The organism is Brevibacillus fluminis (assembly GCF_052072235.1).
In the GTDB taxonomy this organism is placed as follows: domain Bacteria; phylum Bacillota; class Bacilli; order Brevibacillales; family Brevibacillaceae; genus Brevibacillus_D; species Brevibacillus_D fluminis_A.
In genome coordinates this window covers 2,318,514-2,334,287 of sequence record NZ_CM125436.1, presented here as the reverse complement: position 1 = coordinate 2,334,287, position 15,774 = coordinate 2,318,514, and the positions used below count along the sequence as shown (strand labels likewise).

The window sequence follows — 15,774 nt, the reverse complement described above, 5'->3', positions numbered from 1 at the left end:
GATTGCCCCTCTTGCCGATATCTCATACAAGTTTTCGGAGAACAGCCCCTGGCTATTTTTTTGAGGCCACTGAAAAACTTACGCTTTTTCGAAGTACGAAAAAGCGATTGAACAAAAAAGACGACTATCCCCCATTTATTGGATGAATAGTCGTCTTTTCATTTGTTTCATCTTGTTTTAGCCTCGTAATTTACTCTGTCAGCTTCAATATTCGCTTCAGATTAACGGCGAATATCGCCATAGCACCTTGCATTTGCATCCCTAACAGACCCGAGGACGACGCTACGTCGTACCCGTGTCGGTGTTTTAGTTCACTGTTCTTTGCTTCAATTTTGTAACGTTCTTTCGCCTTGGCTTTAAAGTACTCGCTTTCCTGAAATGCTGCTTGTTCTGAGTGCTCGTCCGACTTCATTGTTACAGCGTACGTCTTGCTGGCTCCACCGTTGTAACACCCTTCCTTAAAGGGGCAACTCTTGCACTTTTCTACATCAAAGTAGTATATTGTCCTTTGGTTTTTCCCGCCTTCTTTCCTCCTAGCTTGCTTTGCTTTCCGAATCGCCATATGGCCGGCCTTACATACGTACATTCCTGCATCTTTGTTAAACTCGAATTCATCTTCTTTCTTACGTCCGCCTTGGGTGATCTGCGGATTCAACTTCGCAATCAACTCAATATCATTGTTTTTGCTATACGCGATGTTGTCTTTTTCTGAATATGCCGTATCGCCAATCACCGTCTTCACGTCCATGCCCGCCGCTTTGCTTTTCTCTACGAGCGTCTGTAGCTGCTTGCCGTCGTTCTTCTCTCCAGTCGTGACAATGGCAGCTGTAACGATTCGTTCTTCGGTCATTGCGAGGTGCGTTTTGTAGCCAAAGAACGACGAGTCCGCGCTCTTGTGACCGACACGCGCATCCCGATCTTGCGAGATGCGCAGTTGCTCCACGTCATCTTCAACGGTCTCTTTGAGCAGATTCAGCGGTTCTGTGATTTTTGGCAATAGGGCGAGTCCAAGTTGCTTCTCGACAGCTTGTACAAGTTTCTCACAATATTCGATCTCCGCTTCAAGCGTATCTACTACGTTCTTGGCGGGAAGTTTCTCTTTCAGAGATTCATCTACAGAATAAATCGCTTTTCGTAACTTACGGGAACGATCTTGCAAGATCTCTCTCGGAGATTTCTGATTGTAACGGGCCTTCGTATGCGTCGCGTCCACAATAATAGCCGTGCTCTTTAGGATGCCCTGGTCAATGGCTAGTTCGACAGTCTTGCCAATCAGCAAATCCAGTAAGTTCAGGTCTTTAAGTCGTAGCTTGCGGAACTTGGTGAGCGAACTCGGATCAATGACAGACTCTTCCGGTGCCATTTGAAGAAAGAATTTGAACGACATGTCGTATCGGGAACGCTCGACCACATCCACATCCGATAGCTCGAAAATGGCTTTAAGGAGCAAATATTTAAACATCCGCAAGGGGTCGATAGCGTTGCGGCCGTTGTCCAGACAATAGTTTGCTTTCAATTCGCCGTAGACGAAGGAGAAGTCCACCAGCTCGTTAATCTGGCGCAGCATGTTATCCTTTGGCACAATAAGGTCGTATAGTGCCGTATAAGGACTGAACGCAAATGAGATTTGGGGCTGGAACAATGGGCTTCACGCCTTTCGCTATAATACATTAATTATACAGCAAAGAAGGTACTGCTCCCTCAATGTATTTGAGGAAAGGTACCTTCTTTGCTTAAAGGACTTTTTCAGTGGCCTCTATTTTTTTACTGGGGGCTGTTTCTTTGCATGATACTGAGAAAACAGAAGAAACGAGAGGCTCTTTCACGTCCAATCATGAAAGAAAAAGAGCTTTATTTCTCATTGCAGGACCTTACATGTAATGGATAAACATGGCTGGTTTCCAACTCGCATCGATATTGATGATAATTAAGTCTGGCGGCATGATTGCTGCCGGCCAAACGCTATTAGACGATACTCGGACATATCCAAAAATCACACCGATGAACACTAAGGTGATGACAAACATCGGAATGACGAACCAGGGATTACCTTCATCGTGATAGCTGCCAGTGAAAAAAAGCAGAAAATGAAAAAGGGCGTGGATCACCCCCGACAAAATAAAAGCCTTGTTCCATCCCAACTCCGCTAGCTTTGGCAACAAGTATCCCCGCCACCCTATTTCTTCACCCAATGAACTTGTTATCGTGTAGTAAATCACCAAAAACAACAGCTTAAGCGGGAGCAGCAATGCCACTGTGCCAGTCAAAACATGGTTCCTCACCGATGCATAAGGAGTCGCCCAGAGTACCAGATAAGCAGTTGACATGACAACAATGGGAATGACGATCGCGAATGGCCACTTTTTGAGCCCAAGCCGATGCAGTCCAACTTCATGCAATCCCGCTCGTTTGAAGCATCCCCCGTAATGAGCAACATGACCGCAACGGCGATCATAGGTGCAAACATATAAACTTCATTTGGCACGTTACATACGATCCCCATCATAGTTGCAATTGCCATGACGATGATCGTGAATAAAACTGCCTTACCTGAATTCTTCATCTTACATCCATCTTTCAATCTGATTTCCTGCCCTAATCGTATAAAAAATAAGTCATAAGGTGGAAGTGACTTTCAGGTAATACAAAGTCACAAAAATGAATCGTTATCCGCTTTAACGCACAAAAAGGCGATCGTTTCGGTAACGACGCCTCTGTTGTATTGGCAACCTTCTTTTACTGCTGTTTGTCTTATGAGGCCCTCGTCACGAGTGGCTTGTTCTTGTCCTATCAATCTCTACGGGGATTTGTAACCCGACGCAAGCGATATCAAGTCCTGTTCCGATAGGTTCCCGATGATTTGCAGACGAATTACCTTACTCTGCGGATCGAGAATTTGTACGGAAAGTCGCTTCATTTCACTGTTCGCAAAAGGAGTGAGCAACGCCACATTATCGCTTCCCGGGACTTGTAGCACCTTCATATACCAAGGGTATGCATCGCGTACCGTTTCTTTTCGATTTAAAAGATCCCTCGTAAATGTATCAATATCCTGTATGACGACTGCCCACTCCCCTCCTTTCTGGAAGATGTCCCAGTGAGCGAACTTCAGTACGGGATCTCCCATTTTTCCTTCTTTTAGCGTAAAAAACTGCTGGTACAATCCGTTGGAAGCAACGAGGGGAATTTTGAAGGGAACTGGGCGATATAGCGGCGCTCCAAACACTTTTTGTGCTTCGTGTGTAGTGATGACCTTCCCGCCTTTGCTAACTCTCTTATAGTCTTCTATGGAAGCCGTAACCTCATCAGGTTTTTCTGCATCCATAGGCTTCTTGATTGTGATTTCGATGTTATGCCATAACCACTTTTGTGAGGCGTTCTCTAATGCTCGAACAGGAGTTTGGAATCCTAAGGTAATTGTCATAAGAATCGTCGCAAGTAGGTACAGCATTTTTATTCCCATCATAAAATCTCCTCTCACTGTAACTGGTTCGCGATTTTCAATAAGTCTGCCTTGGTGATGGCTTCATCCGTTCCATTGATGGAAAGCGACCAACCTTCATCCATCCATCTGAGTTCTCTTCGAGGCTTTCCGAACGGATCCAGTCTCTCCGTGTACAATCCCTCAACGTCGCCAATTCGAACCTGTTCCACCTTTTGATGTTCACCTGGCACCATCATTTTGCTTTTCCCCGTCCAGAACTGTTTCAAAAAGTTGATCCGGAACTGCTTACCAGATGGGTTTTGATAGGTAACCGACACGTGTGAAATGGATGGCAGTGATCGAATCGGGTGAATAATCAGGTCGCGGTTGGTTTCTCTCGCCGTTTGTTTTAATTGCTCGTGAAGTGCTTCATCCTTTTCGTATTCGTAGCTTAATGACGCTTCGACAAATGTGTAGCCACCTGCGATCTGATCAGGATACTGCGGCAGGTCTTTCGTAAGGGCACGCAAGTCTACGAGCTTGGTAAGTATGAGGGGACGATCCAAGAAGGAAAAATCCTCCTGCCCATCCTCCTTAATCTGATAGACGGCAGCGGCAGTCCCCGGCTCCAACCTGCTTTGAATCTGTTCAAAGCTTTTTTGCATCCGCTGCATCTCCAACAATTTATCTTTTGAAAGTGAGGGAGCCGCCTGATACTCCTGTACAATCTGCCCTTCTTTATTGCGAATTTCGTACCAGGTGATCGAAGCGAACCCTGTGGAAAATACGAAGAGCAGAGCAGCGACCAGCAGTCCTCTTGTTTTCCTTCCATGCTTACCGACATGTTCCGCCTGCTTTACCTTTTGGGCAGAGGAAAGAATTCGGTCTCGTAACGATGGCGATAGTTGAAATTGTTCATTCTTTTTCTGTAACGTGTCCATTGCGTTTTTGATTCGCTCTTCCATGCTCACCGCTCCCTTCCCAACGATAAAGTCTGCTTGCCAATCATTACTCGAGCCTTCGCCAATGCATGGTGCAGCCGTGACTTCACGGTACCAACAGGGAGCTGCAGAATCTCCGCAATTTCATCCTGAGAGCATCCATGCAGATATTTCAAGACCAGTACACTGCGGAATTTAAACGGCAACTTCTCGATCTTTTCCATGAGATGCTGCTGCTCCAGCTGTTCGACCACCGCTCTGGAGAAATCCGGTGCCGTCTGCGAATACGTAAGCATGTGCACTTTCTTGAACAACCGAGTGACCTTCCAGTTTCGCCGACGGTAGTTCTGGATTTGTCGAATGGCTACCCCGGTTAGCCACGATGAAAACGAACGGGAATGATCGTAGTTTCTCAACGACTTGAACACCTCCAGATAAATGTCATGAATCACATCCTCAGCGTCTTGGCTGCTGTCCAACAAAAACAAGACAGTCTTCTTAACATCGTGAATCGTCCGATCATACAATTCGCCGAATGCCTCCATATCCCCAACGAGACATCGCTGGATGCATTCATGCAGTTTCTCCTCGACTGCAACATCCACGAAACCACCCTCTTTGCTTTGCTTTGATTTACACCACATATTGGTCACTCACTTCCTATTCGTTCAAAAAAAGAAAGAAAAGTCCTCCTCGGATGTTTAGGAGTGTCTTTTGACTGCTAGGATACGATGAAGTTGAGTAGCATTTAACGTTAGTCGGATTTTTGGGGAAAATGGTTACAAACTTATTTGTGAACCGAGTTAGACTGAATCCCCTTTTATCAACAAAAAAGGCAGTGGCACTCTCGGACATCTCTTCTCGTCCGACCTATGCCACTGCCTTTTCTTTTTAGCGAGCCCTCTGATTTGATCGATTGGTTTTCGATGGATCGCCCTTTTGATTCGTTTCTGCTATCCGTATCTTTCGAAAAAATGTGTTACGTAACGTCAAGCAAGGCTTTCACGTGTTTTGTCCCACAGCTCCACTGCCGGGCTCACACCCGCTATCTCGGTATGCCTGCAGCTTCACACATACGATTGGCGATCGCTTCCGCCAGGTCGGCCGTCAGCTGCGGCACATGCGTTTTCAGCACTGAATTGACCATCGGCGCCTTCAAGCCTTTTGCCGTAATATCGAGAAATCCGGTCATCCGCGTCTTAACGGGCCCGAGTTCCTGCGCCTTGAAGAACCCTTCTCCCGTAAAATTCCCACTCGTCCCGTTCAGGTTGAATCGCACCGACGTCGGCTCGGTCCATTCGATGATGTCCACTTGCAGGTTGATCGTTTTCTTCAGAATGCCGATGTCCCCTACAAACGACCAGGTCACCTGGCGATCGTTGATGATTTCGTGGTTCACATAACCGGGCACCAAGGGAATCCAGTTCTCCAGCACACTGACAAACTTCCAGATCGTCGAGATGGACAAATCAAGCTCGATATTGTGGATGCCTTGTGGCATGGCTGCTCATTCCTTTCCCGCTGCTTTTTTCATCCTGTTATATCTATGGCTGCGCGATGCGGGATATTTCGGGAATTTTGATGCAAGCGTTTCGATTATGCAAAAAACCTGGGCAAAGGTATAGCTACTTATTCCAGCGAATCGATGATCGTTTGAATGTCGCGCAAACTGGTGATTTCATGTGCCGGCACGATATCGGTTGCTTGCGGCAGCCCGTGACGGTTGATCCACATATTGCGCATGCCGACCGTGTTTGCGCCCAAGATGTCTGTGGTCAGCTTGTCACCGATCATGACGCCTTCTTCCGCCGTGATGTCCAGCAAGCTCATGGCATGTTCAAAAATCGATGCATCCGGTTTGCCGCGGCCGAAATCACCCGAGATGATGATATGATCGAAATACCCCGCGAGGCTTGGCACCCCGGCCAGCTTTTCCTGCTGCAGATCAGGCGATCCGTTGGTGAGCAGCAAAAGCTTGTATTTCCCTTTCAGCTGATCCAAGACCTCGAACGTTTCTTCATAGACGATCGGGCGGCTTCTCCGCTCCGCCGCAAACAGTTCGCCCAGCTTGGCGCCAAGCGCTTCATCTTCAACGCCGAGCGCACGCAAGCCGCGTGTCCACGATTCTTTCCGGTAGGACGGGGCGAGCGACTGGAGTTTGCGGAACTCCTCCTGTTTGCCTTCCTTGAAGTGAGCCCACAACCCTTCAAACGGATTAATTCCGATCATTTTTGTGAATGGGAATGTTTCGAAAGATTCGTACATGGCTCGTGCTTCGCGTCGAACCGCCTCTTCCAGCTGTTCCGTGTCTACCTCGTAATGCTTGGCCGCCTCGGCGCAAGTCGCCTGGAACGCTTCCTTGACACTGCGCTCGTCCCACAACAGCGTATCATCCAAATCAAATAAAATCGCTTTGATTGCCATTTCTTGAATCCCTCTTTCTTTCTGTTTCTCTCCCTGTTTCAACTCTTTTGCCCCGCAAAGCTTTGCAGCGGCAGCTAGTCGAACATGCAATCCATTTTATCATCCTACCATATCGGTAGCCATACAGGAGAGGGCAAATCAGAAAAAGTCATAGAGAATTCACGCCGCGTCTATCGAACCTACGGCGTCACTTTTCACATATTGCCTCGGGACGTCAGCTCGCTCCACGTTTGGACGAGCCATTTGGCAAACGCCTCTTTTTCCTCGAACTGCGGATAATGCGCTGATTTGGGGAACACGACAAATTGTTTTTGTGGTGCAACCAGCTCTTCGAAGTAGGCTTTTGCCGCATGCACGGAGGTCATGTAATCGTATTGGCCCATCACAAAATAAGCCGGAATGTCCAATTTTTTCACGATTTGCGGCAGGTCCGCGTGCGCTTCCTCTTCCAGCAGCGGGCGTTGTGACACCGCTACGCCTCTCACATAACGGATGACATCGAGCAAATTGTATTCAGGATGAAAGAGAAAGCCCGTATAGTAATCCAGATTTTCGTCAATCAATCTCGCCGCACCGCCATATTTTCGGATCAGCGCACGCGGCGTGGATGCTTTTTCGTGCAAGATCGATGCCCGCAGCTGTTCTGCCTGCCTGGCATCATCCAGGTTGCCTGCGCGATTCGCCTGGTCGATCACAAAATTCAAGCTGTCGGTTTCGCTCATCACATGATCGCTGACCTGCCCGATGCCAATATACGCTGCATATTTGCCCGGCGCTTTCGCCGCCGCCTTCATGCCGATGTAGGTGCCAAACGAATGGCCGATCAACAGCACTTTTTGCTGCCCTAGCTCCTCTTCCACATAATCGGTCAATGCCAGCAAATCATCGACGAGCACATCGGTAGACAGATGGGAATAATCTTCAAAAAAATGATAGGATTTACCGCTGCCGCGCTGGTCATAATGAACGATCGTAAAATGCTGCTCGAGCAGATCCTGGTATTTCGTGACATACGGGATTTCGGAACAGCCCGGTCCCCCATGGACAAAAATCACAACCGGATTGCGGCGGTCGACGCCGCGAATCATCACTTCGTGGCCTGTACCGTTGATCATGACCTGCCGCAACGAGCTGATGCTGTTTTTGCCTTCGATCTGTGGTGTCCATGTCGGAACAATCAATCCGATCGCGATCCATACAAGAATCAGGCGGATGCTTATTTTTAGAACTCGCAATGCTTTTCTTTTCAATCGAAAGGCCCCTGACGTGACGTTTTTTCCTTCATTTTACATGATTCCGGGCCGCGATCGTGTCCTTTTTTCGCAGTTGTCTTCTTGCCAGATTCGGATTGTTCCCTGCGTAATCGCTTGTGAAGATGCAAAGGGACACGTACAATCAACGGTAAGACGCGAAATGATCATTCGATCGAAATGAGGGCCTATATGGACACAAGGAAACGATGGACGGAATGCGAAACAACCATTTCCACTGTTGTCACCAGACTTCGGCATGCCGGCTGCGTGTTCGCCGAGGAGGAAGCACGGCTGCTCGCAGCTGCGGCGCAGAGTCCTGTCGAGCTGGAGGCGATGGTGGAGCAGCGCGTCATGGGCTTCCCGCTGGAACACATCACGGGGTGGGCCGCTTTTTGCGGCGTAAAGATCATGGTGGAAAAAGGCGTCTTTGTGCCGCGCCACCGCACCGAATTTCTCGTCCGACAGGCCGCCGCTCGGCTGCGAAAAGGGGCGATCGTGGTTGACTTGTGCTGCGGTTCGGGTGCAATCGGCACCGTTCTGGCAGCACGCATGGACCAAATCGAGCTGCATGCCGCCGACATCGATCCTGCCGCGGTGACATGCGCCAGACGCAATGTCACCGCTTATGGTGGAACCGTGTATGAAGGAGATTTGTACAAGCCGCTTCCTCCCCAACTGCGCGGCCGTATCAACATTTTGGTAGCAAATGCGCCCTATGTCCCCACGGGCGCGATCGGGACGATGCCGCCAGAAGCCCGTTTGCATGAGGCTCCGGTGGCGCTTGACGGCGGTGCGGACGGTCTGGACATCCAGCGGCGGATCGCGTCCGAGGCAGCGCTCTGGCTGGCCCCGGGGGGAGAGCTGCTGGTCGAGACGAGCGAGCGGCAGACGCTTCAGACCGTCCGCATTTTTGAGCAGAACGGGCTGTTCTCCCGCGTCACCCGCTGTGACGACCTCGACGCCACCGTCGTCATCGGGACGAAGCCTGATCGCTGACATCCCCGTCCGTGCTTTGAGAGACGGTTTCGCTTTCGGCGTCATCGAAAACTTCCCCTTCTTCTGTCGTCGGATAGGCCAAGCCTCTGCCCAAACCGGTCACGATTTCCTCCGCAGAAAAAAGCCTCCCTGATCGATTCAAGGAGGCTTCTGTCATGCCAGCGTCTAGGACAGTTTCACCAGGCTGTAGTTTTTCTTCCCTTTGCGGATGATGATGAAGCGGCCGCCGATGGCTTGGTCCGCGTTTACTTCCAGCTCCAGGTCGCTGATGCGCTCGCCGTTCATCGAGATCGCGCCTTTTGTAATATCCTCGCGCGCTTGACGCTTGGACGGCTCGATGCCCAGCTCCACGAGCCAGTCGACGATATTTTTCGCTTCCTTCGTCGCCTCGAATGTCGGCATGTCTTTGAAGCCTTGCTCGATCTCGTCTGCCGACAGCGATTTGATGTCGCCGCTGAACAATGCCGCCGTGATGCGTTTCGCCTGCTCCAACTTTTCCTCGCCATGCACGAAGCGGGTCATTTCCTCTGCGAGCATTTTTTGCGCTTCGCGCTTATGCGGCTCGGTCTGCACCTTTTCCGCCAGCTCGTCAATTTGCTCCTTGGAGAGGAACGTGAAGTATTTCAAGTATTTCACAACGTCGCGGTCGTCCGTATTCGCCCAGAACTGGTAAAATTCGAATGGCGTCGTTTTGTTCGGATCGAGCCAGATTGCGCCGCCAGCCGTTTTCCCGAACTTGGTGCCGTCCGCTTTCAGCATCAGCGGAATCGTGAGGCCGAACGCTTTTGCCTCTGGCCCGACTTTTTTGCGGATCAGGTCGAGACCGCTCGTGATGTTGCCCCATTGGTCGGAGCCGCCGATTTGCAGCTGTACATCTTCATGCTGGTACAGATGCAGGTAGTCGAGCGACTGCAGGATTTGGTACGAGAATTCCGTAAAGGAAATGCCGCTTTCGAGCCTGCTCGCGACGACATCTTTGGCAAGCATCGTATTGATGCTGAAGTTTTTCCCGTAATCGCGCAAAAATTCAATGACGTTGATTTTATGCGTCCAGTCGTAATTGTTGACCAGGCGGATTTGGTTGTCGCCTTCGGTCACGAACAGCTTTTTCATCTGTTCGGTGAGCGCCTCGACGTTTGCTTGCACCTCTTCGAGCGTCTGCAGCGAGCGCTCGGTTTGGCGGCCGCTCGGGTCGCCGATCGTACCGGTTGCCCCGCCGATCAAAATGACCGGTCGATGGCCGGCAAGCTGGAATCGTTTCAGCACCATGAAAGGAATCAGGTGCCCGATATGCATGCTGTCACCCGTCGGGTCCACACCGCAGTAGACCGAAATCGCTTTTTGCGAGGTCAATTCCCGCAGACCATCCGCATCCGTCTGTTGATTGATGGCTTCGCGCCATTCCAATTCGTCGATAATGTTCACTGCCAAACACTCCCTTGCGTCATCGTATCCTATAACGAAGCATCATTGCGGTTTAAAAACAAAAATCGCCCCTTGTCTATTGTAGACACAGGGACGATTGTATAACCGTGTTACCACCCAGATTGCACCAATGGCCCATGCGCTTGCGCACGCCATTCATGCCGCTCTCAGCGAGTTATCGTTCGCCATTCCGCTCAGCATTACCCGAGATACTCCAGAGTGTAATTCGCTGGCTTGGTGTGTACCGGGTTCCATCACCCCCCCGGCTTTCTTGAACAGGGACCAAGCTGCTACTGGGCTCTTTCAACGTATGTCGCATATAAGATTACAAACAGTATAGTGAAATACTGGATGTGTGTCAACTGGGTTTCAATCCAATCTTCATCTCTCGCCACCGCGATCAACCGTTATCACAACATTTCCTTTTTTCCGCCCCGTCCCTACATATCGATGGGCAACAGCAATATCTGCAAGCGGATAACGACCATCGATCGCCGCTTTCAGCCTCTTTGGAGCTTTCTCCTTATCAAGGAACCGATTTTTTTACTAATGATTGTAAGGCATCTTCTATCGGTTCAAAAACAGTCTGTTCGTGTCTTTGCAACGAGTAACCAGGATGATAGGTTCGGTAGGTATGAAAAGGTAAGACTGGATGAGCGATACGAATCAGTTCATTTTCTCTGAATCCAGAAATCGGCTCGAAAACAAGATTGTCTCCTAATCTCCCAACATTCCGAAACGTTTCCCTGAGTCGATCATCGTAATAGGGCCCGGTCAAAAAAACAATAACATCAGGTGATAAAGCCGCAATCTCCATGGGCAATATGTTATATTCTCGTTGGAGCAGGTTCTCAATATGATGAGGTGGTCGCTTATTGCCCACGTCAAAACGTACTAATTGAGTGTGCAAAAATCCATCGTCGCCTTCTCCTGGTGAAATCGCTTGAAAAAGCCTTCGAACCCCTTTCCAGAAGGGCGTGTGATCCCACTTCCGATGGTATCGCAAGTCTTCGTACATCCATTGTAGATATTCAATGATGCCCTCCCGGTTATTTTCTTCGCTCTCTCGATTGAAGGTTACCAATGTTTGCTCGAAGGAATCCCAGCCGTTCGTTTCCTGTCCAACAAACAACACCTTTTTCTTTGCCTTTCGATAGCAAGGAAGGGGTTTAACCAGAAAAGGATTCGATAGCGATAAAAGCTCATCTTCGGTTAAGGAAGGAATCGCATGCAATAACCGCTGCCAACACTCCCGATACGCGTTTTTCAGATGAGCCTCCATATTTGATTCGGCCCGATAACTCTGAATGCTCTGCATTCTTTCCTCTCCCCCTTTCAAACATTCATACAAGCATACGTATGCTGCCGGATAAAAGTTTCAACACAGCGTTTCATCGCTGGTTTCCCTTTAGTTAGAAATCGCCATTGTACAATTCTTGCTGCTGTTCCTCCGCAATGGTCTGCAAGTCATACGCGTTAATGCGAACTAACTGATATTCGCCCATTTCCGCTTTTCTTGCGGCGAGCTTACTTAAAAATTTCGGGGAGCCTTCGTTTTCTTCATCGTACACTAACAAGATCCCGTCTGAATGAGATAGCAAAAATTTGTCTTTCTCTTTAAGCTGCCATACTCCCTCGTACGGTGTTTGATAGACACTATTGAGATAGTCGGCTTGCATCACAATCGTCCTATAGTAATCCTGGGTCTCTTCTTTCCACTTTTCCTCTTGATTCAAAAATGGAGTAATGACCGCCAGTTTTAGATGGGGATACTCCTTTTTTAATTCCAGAACCGTTTCGGCTGCCCACATTTCTACCCCGAGTTGACCTGATATGATGACCCATTCCAATTCTTCCTCGAGGAGTCTTATGAGTTCCCTTTTCAGTGCTTTCTTAATAATGGCTAACCCCGGATTTTTTTCATTGAATATGCCAAGCTCGTGAGCCTTGTATCCTGAAACAAATAAACGTTTTACCATGATGCCACCTCTCGTGTAAAAGAGTTCCAGCAGAAAATCGATCGGTCATTTGACCGATTCCCCGATGGGTCTGGCGCTGCAAAGCTTGCCCCTTACTCCCCATTCCGCTCCATCAGCTGCCGCAGTTTCGTCTCTGTCGACGTTTCTGCCGCAGGCGTATACACGCTCAAGCGCAAATCCGCGCTTCCCTGCACCTGCAGCGAGGTCAGCTCGAACAGCATTTTTCCGCCGCGCGAATGCCGGAATTCGATCAAGACTTCCGGGGCGGTGCTGACCCGGCTTTGCTCCCACAGCCGATCGAACTCGGGGTACTCCTCCTTCATCTCGCCAAGAAACAGATCGTACCACTCATCCTCCAAATACTGCCCGTAATAGGCGCGAAAAATCGAAAGGAATCCTTTGACGAAATGCTCCCAGTTGACGGCGAGCCGGCGCAGCTCCTTGCGGGAAAATACCAGCCGGATCAGATTGCGCTCGTCGACCGGAACGGTCTGGAAGTCCAGAAACACGTGTGCCGCAGCTTGATTCCAGCCGACGATCTGGCAGCGGCGATCCGTAATGATCGTCGGGCAAAAGCGCAGCTCCTGCAAAATCCGCTGCAGGGCCGGACTGATCTGCGGCTCTTCCTCCTGCTTCCCGACCAGTCCTGCTCCCGCGCCTCCTTCCGATGCCAGCGCGTGCAAATATTTCCGTTCGTCGATGGTGAGCTGCAATGCCGTCGCGATCGCATCCAGGACGGATTTGGACGCCTGGATGTCCCGTCCCTGCTCCAGCCAGGTGTACCAGGTCAAGCTGACACCTGCCAGCTGGGCGACCTCTTCCCTGCGCAGCCCTGGCGTGCGCCTGCGCGTCCCGGGGGCAAGTCCTACCGACTGCGGAAGAATTTTGGCCCGCTGGGTTTTCAGAAAGACGGACAATTCTTGCCGTCTCGTATGATGATTCATGCCGATGCGCTCCTTTTTTGGCACAGATAAGAATTTAGAAAATTCTTATCCAGTATAAGTGCAACCGCGGCTCCGCCAAAAAGCTTGGCGTAGCCAGGTTTTCTAACTAAGGTAGTACCTATTATACTAGGATAAACAGCAACTTGTAATAGGATAAACGCTATGTAAAGATACAAGTATCCCACCGCTAGCAAAGGAGGATTACGATGGAAAGAGTCGTGATTACAGGGGCAGGCGTCATCTCGCCTCTGGGAAATGATGTGGAACAGTTTTGGAATCGCTTGGTCCGAGGCGAATCGGCCATTTCGACGATCGATACATTTGACGTAACCCGATATAAAACCAGGATCGCGGGGCTTGTCCGCGACTTCGATCCGGAAGCGCTGTTGGGCCGAAAGGAAGCGCGGCGGATGGATCGCTTTTGTCAATTTGCCATGGCGGCGGCCAATCAGGCGCTGGCAGATGCCCAGCTTGTAAGCGATGAGCTTGACCGCGAGCGGGTGGCCGTCTACGTCGGTTCCGGCATCGGGGGCATCCAGACCTTGCTCGAACAGGAAGCTGTCTTGCACAAGCGTGGACCGGAGCGCATCAGCCCGACATTGGTGCCGATGATGATCGCCAACATGGCGGCTGCGATGATCAGCATCACGCACGGCTTCACAGGGCCGACGATGGCGCCGGTCACCGCCTGCTCGATCGGGAACACGGCGATCGGCGAAGCGCTGCGGCTGATCCGCACGAATGGGGCCGATGTGGTAATTGCTGGCGGGACGGAAGCGGCGATCACCGAGATTTCGCTTGGCAGCTTTTCCAATGCAACCGCCTTGTCCAGCCGCAATGACGAACCGACTCGCGCCAGCCGTCCGTTTGATCGGGATCGCGACGGCTTTGTGATGGCCGAAGGAGCCGGCATCCTGGTGCTTGAATCGCTCTCCCATGCCAAAAAGCGGAATGCGCGCATCTACGCCGAGGTGATCGGATACGGCGCGACATCCGATGCGTACCATATCGTCGCGACACATCCGGAAGGGCGCGGCGCCTATCAGGCGATGAAGCTGGCCTTGCAAGATGCCGGCCTTGCGCCAACAGACGTGGATATGATCAGCGCGCATGCAACCAGCACAGGTGTAGGTGACCTCTCGGAAACGGTGGCGATCAAAAAGCTGTTTGGCGAGCATGCCTACCGCGTTCCCGTCACCGCCAACAAGTCGATGACCGGCCATCTGCTCGGAGCCGCCAGCGCGGTAGAAGCAATCGCACTGGTCAAAAGCTTGCAGACGGGCATCATCCCGCCGACCATCAATCTGGACAATCCGGACCCGGCATGCGATCTCGACTATGTGCCGCATGTCGCGCGCGAGGCCAAGCTTGCGATCGGGCTGTCCAACTCATTCGGTTTTGGCGGTCACAATGCGGTGATCGTGTGCAAAACATTCGAAGAATCGTAATACCCCGGCATGTGTGTTCGCAAATCGCAAAAAGCCTGGAATCAGCCAGCCACGTGGCGGCTCTTCCAGGCTCTTTTTTTGCTCGTTACCGCGGCGGAAGCAGAACAATGCGCCCGTCCGCAAGCTCGATGCGCAGCTTGTTGTCGCCTTCCTCAAGTCCGATCGCCTGCAAATACTCGCGCGGAATCTGCATACGGCCAGCCCGGTCGAGCACCGCCAGCTCTTCGTGAACGACTCCTTCCTCGCTTTGCTCGGTCGCCGATTCTCGCCGGAGAATCTCACTCGATGTTTTGCCGTCCCGAATCGAGACGACGCGGTCGACCTGACGGGCAAGCTGCACATCATGTGTCACGATGACCACCGTCAAGCCAAGCGAACGGTTCAACTCCTGAAAAATGTCCAGGATGATCGATGCCGTCCGCGTGTCCACACTTCCTGTCGGCTCATCGGCCAGCAGCAACTTGGGCCGGTTTGCCAGCGCGATGGCGATCGCGACACGCTGCTGCTCGCCGCCAGACAGCTGGTGCAATTGATTATGTTTGCGATGGCCAAGGCCAACCATGTCCAACAGCTCCAGCGCCCACTTGCGATCGCGCTTGCCCGCAAGCAGCATCGGCATCTCGACATTTTGCAGCGCGGTGAGATACGGGATCAGGTTGCGGGCATTGTTTTGCCAGACGAACCCGACCGTGGCGAGCTTGTAAGCTACGAGCTGGGCATTGGTCATGCGGAACAAATCTTGCCCGTCGACGAACAGCTTGCCTGCCGACGGCCGGTCGAGCCCGCCCAGCATGTTGAGCAGCGTCGATTTGCCGCTGCCGCTGTTCCCGATGATGCCCATCAGCTCGCCCGCTTCGACCGTCATGTCCAGCCCTTGCAAGGCCACCACCTCGAGGTCGGCAACCTTGTAAATTTTCACCAAATTTTCGCAAACAATCAT

16 protein-coding genes are annotated in these 15,774 nt (G+C 51.0%); 2 read left to right on the top strand and 14 right to left on the bottom strand.

All coding sequences use genetic code 11. The features are described from left to right. Positions 1-190: 190 nt before the first annotated feature. From ACTID9_RS11505 to ACTID9_RS11470, 8 genes are all read right to left on the bottom strand, one after another. A complete protein-coding gene (locus ACTID9_RS11505) occupies positions 191-1,642 on the bottom strand; it encodes an IS1182 family transposase (RefSeq protein ID WP_441071379.1) in 1,452 nt (483 codons plus the stop codon). A gap of 229 nt (positions 1,643-1,871) precedes the next feature. Continuing rightward, on the bottom strand, positions 1,872-2,399 hold the full coding sequence (locus tag ACTID9_RS11500; RefSeq protein WP_441071378.1) for a CPBP family glutamic-type intramembrane protease: 528 nt from the start codon (positions 2,397-2,399) through the stop codon (positions 1,872-1,874). A 398-nt stretch (positions 2,400-2,797) separates the two neighbouring features. Then, on the bottom strand, positions 2,798-3,466 hold the full coding sequence (locus tag ACTID9_RS11495; protein ID WP_441071377.1) for a hypothetical protein: 669 nt from the start codon (positions 3,464-3,466) through the stop codon (positions 2,798-2,800). 11 nt (positions 3,467-3,477) lie between these two features. Beyond that, positions 3,478-4,389, bottom strand: coding sequence for a DUF4367 domain-containing protein (locus ACTID9_RS11490; RefSeq protein ID WP_441071376.1), 912 nt, complete (start codon positions 4,387-4,389; stop codon positions 3,478-3,480). A 2-nt stretch (positions 4,390-4,391) separates the two neighbouring features. Further along, a complete protein-coding gene (locus tag ACTID9_RS11485) occupies positions 4,392-4,970 on the bottom strand; it encodes a sigma-70 family RNA polymerase sigma factor (protein WP_441071375.1) in 579 nt (192 codons plus the stop codon). 440 nt (positions 4,971-5,410) lie between these two features. Further along, positions 5,411-5,866, bottom strand: a complete 456-nt coding sequence (locus tag ACTID9_RS11480; RefSeq protein WP_441071374.1) for a CoxG family protein — start codon at positions 5,864-5,866, stop codon at positions 5,411-5,413. 128 nt (positions 5,867-5,994) lie between these two features. Beyond that, positions 5,995-6,789, bottom strand: a complete 795-nt coding sequence (locus ACTID9_RS11475; RefSeq protein ID WP_441071373.1) for an HAD family hydrolase — start codon at positions 6,787-6,789, stop codon at positions 5,995-5,997. 194 nt (positions 6,790-6,983) lie between these two features. Further along, a complete protein-coding gene (locus ACTID9_RS11470; protein WP_441071372.1) occupies positions 6,984-8,039 on the bottom strand; it encodes an alpha/beta fold hydrolase in 1,056 nt (351 codons plus the stop codon). Positions 8,040-8,231: 192 nt separating this feature from the next. Here ACTID9_RS11470 and ACTID9_RS11465 point away from each other — a divergent pair, with 192 nt between their 5' ends. Next, on the top strand, positions 8,232-9,038 hold the full coding sequence (locus tag ACTID9_RS11465) for a putative protein N(5)-glutamine methyltransferase (protein WP_441071371.1): 807 nt from the start codon (positions 8,232-8,234) through the stop codon (positions 9,036-9,038). A gap of 165 nt (positions 9,039-9,203) precedes the next feature. On the opposite strand, the gene tyrS is transcribed toward ACTID9_RS11465, so the two are convergent. From tyrS to ACTID9_RS11440, 5 genes are all read right to left on the bottom strand, one after another. Further along, the gene (tyrS, locus tag ACTID9_RS11460) at positions 9,204-10,463 is read right to left on the bottom strand and encodes a tyrosine--tRNA ligase (protein WP_441071370.1); all 1,260 of its coding nucleotides are present in this window, start codon (positions 10,461-10,463) and stop codon (positions 9,204-9,206) included. A gap of 381 nt (positions 10,464-10,844) precedes the next feature. Continuing rightward, on the bottom strand, positions 10,845-10,967 hold the full coding sequence (locus ACTID9_RS11455) for a hypothetical protein (protein WP_441072557.1): 123 nt from the start codon (positions 10,965-10,967) through the stop codon (positions 10,845-10,847). 22 nt (positions 10,968-10,989) lie between these two features. Then, on the bottom strand, positions 10,990-11,781 hold the full coding sequence (locus ACTID9_RS11450) for a hypothetical protein (protein WP_441071369.1): 792 nt from the start codon (positions 11,779-11,781) through the stop codon (positions 10,990-10,992). A gap of 94 nt (positions 11,782-11,875) precedes the next feature. Beyond that, positions 11,876-12,442 carry an SLOG family protein gene (locus tag ACTID9_RS11445; RefSeq protein ID WP_441071368.1) on the bottom strand — a complete coding sequence of 189 codons (567 nt, stop codon included), beginning with the start codon at positions 12,440-12,442 and terminating at the stop codon, positions 11,876-11,878. A gap of 92 nt (positions 12,443-12,534) precedes the next feature. Next, complete coding sequence (locus ACTID9_RS11440) at positions 12,535-13,386, bottom strand: helix-turn-helix transcriptional regulator (protein ID WP_441071367.1); 852 nt, start codon at positions 13,384-13,386, stop codon at positions 12,535-12,537. Between the two features lie 206 nt (positions 13,387-13,592). On the opposite strand from ACTID9_RS11440, the gene fabF reads away from it, so the two are divergent. Beyond that, a complete protein-coding gene (gene fabF / locus ACTID9_RS11435) occupies positions 13,593-14,834 on the top strand; it encodes a beta-ketoacyl-ACP synthase II (RefSeq protein WP_441071366.1) in 1,242 nt (413 codons plus the stop codon). Between the two features lie 85 nt (positions 14,835-14,919). Here the strand turns inward: fabF and ACTID9_RS11430 are convergent, their stop codons facing one another. Further along, positions 14,920-15,774 (bottom strand): ATP-binding cassette domain-containing protein, encoded by an 855-nt coding sequence (locus ACTID9_RS11430; RefSeq protein WP_441071365.1) that lies wholly within the window; start codon positions 15,772-15,774, stop codon positions 14,920-14,922.

Bases quoted from the DNA above. Each gene is read 5' to 3' on its own strand.
- ACTID9_RS11495 (WP_441071377.1), bottom strand. From the start codon at position 3,466: ATGATGGGAATAAAAATGCTGTACCTACTTGCGACGATTCTTATGACA.
- ACTID9_RS11490 (WP_441071376.1), bottom strand. From the start codon at position 4,389: ATGGAAGAGCGAATCAAAAACGCAATGGACACGTTACAGAAAAAGAAT.
- ACTID9_RS11480 (WP_441071374.1), bottom strand. From the start codon at position 5,866: ATGCCACAAGGCATCCACAATATCGAGCTTGATTTGTCCATCTCGACG.
- ACTID9_RS11475 (WP_441071373.1), bottom strand. From the start codon at position 6,789: ATGGCAATCAAAGCGATTTTATTTGATTTGGATGATACGCTGTTGTGG.
- ACTID9_RS11465 (WP_441071371.1), top strand. From the start codon at position 8,232: ATGGACACAAGGAAACGATGGACGGAATGCGAAACAACCATTTCCACT.
- ACTID9_RS11450 (WP_441071369.1), bottom strand. From the start codon at position 11,781: ATGCAGAGCATTCAGAGTTATCGGGCCGAATCAAATATGGAGGCTCAT.
- ACTID9_RS11445 (WP_441071368.1), bottom strand. From the start codon at position 12,442: ATGGTAAAACGTTTATTTGTTTCAGGATACAAGGCTCACGAGCTTGGC.
- ACTID9_RS11440 (WP_441071367.1), bottom strand. From the start codon at position 13,386: ATGAATCATCATACGAGACGGCAAGAATTGTCCGTCTTTCTGAAAACC.
- fabF (WP_441071366.1), top strand. From the start codon at position 13,593: ATGGAAAGAGTCGTGATTACAGGGGCAGGCGTCATCTCGCCTCTGGGA.
- ACTID9_RS11430 (WP_441071365.1), bottom strand. From the start codon at position 15,774: ATGATTGTTTGCGAAAATTTGGTGAAAATTTACAAGGTTGCCGACCTC.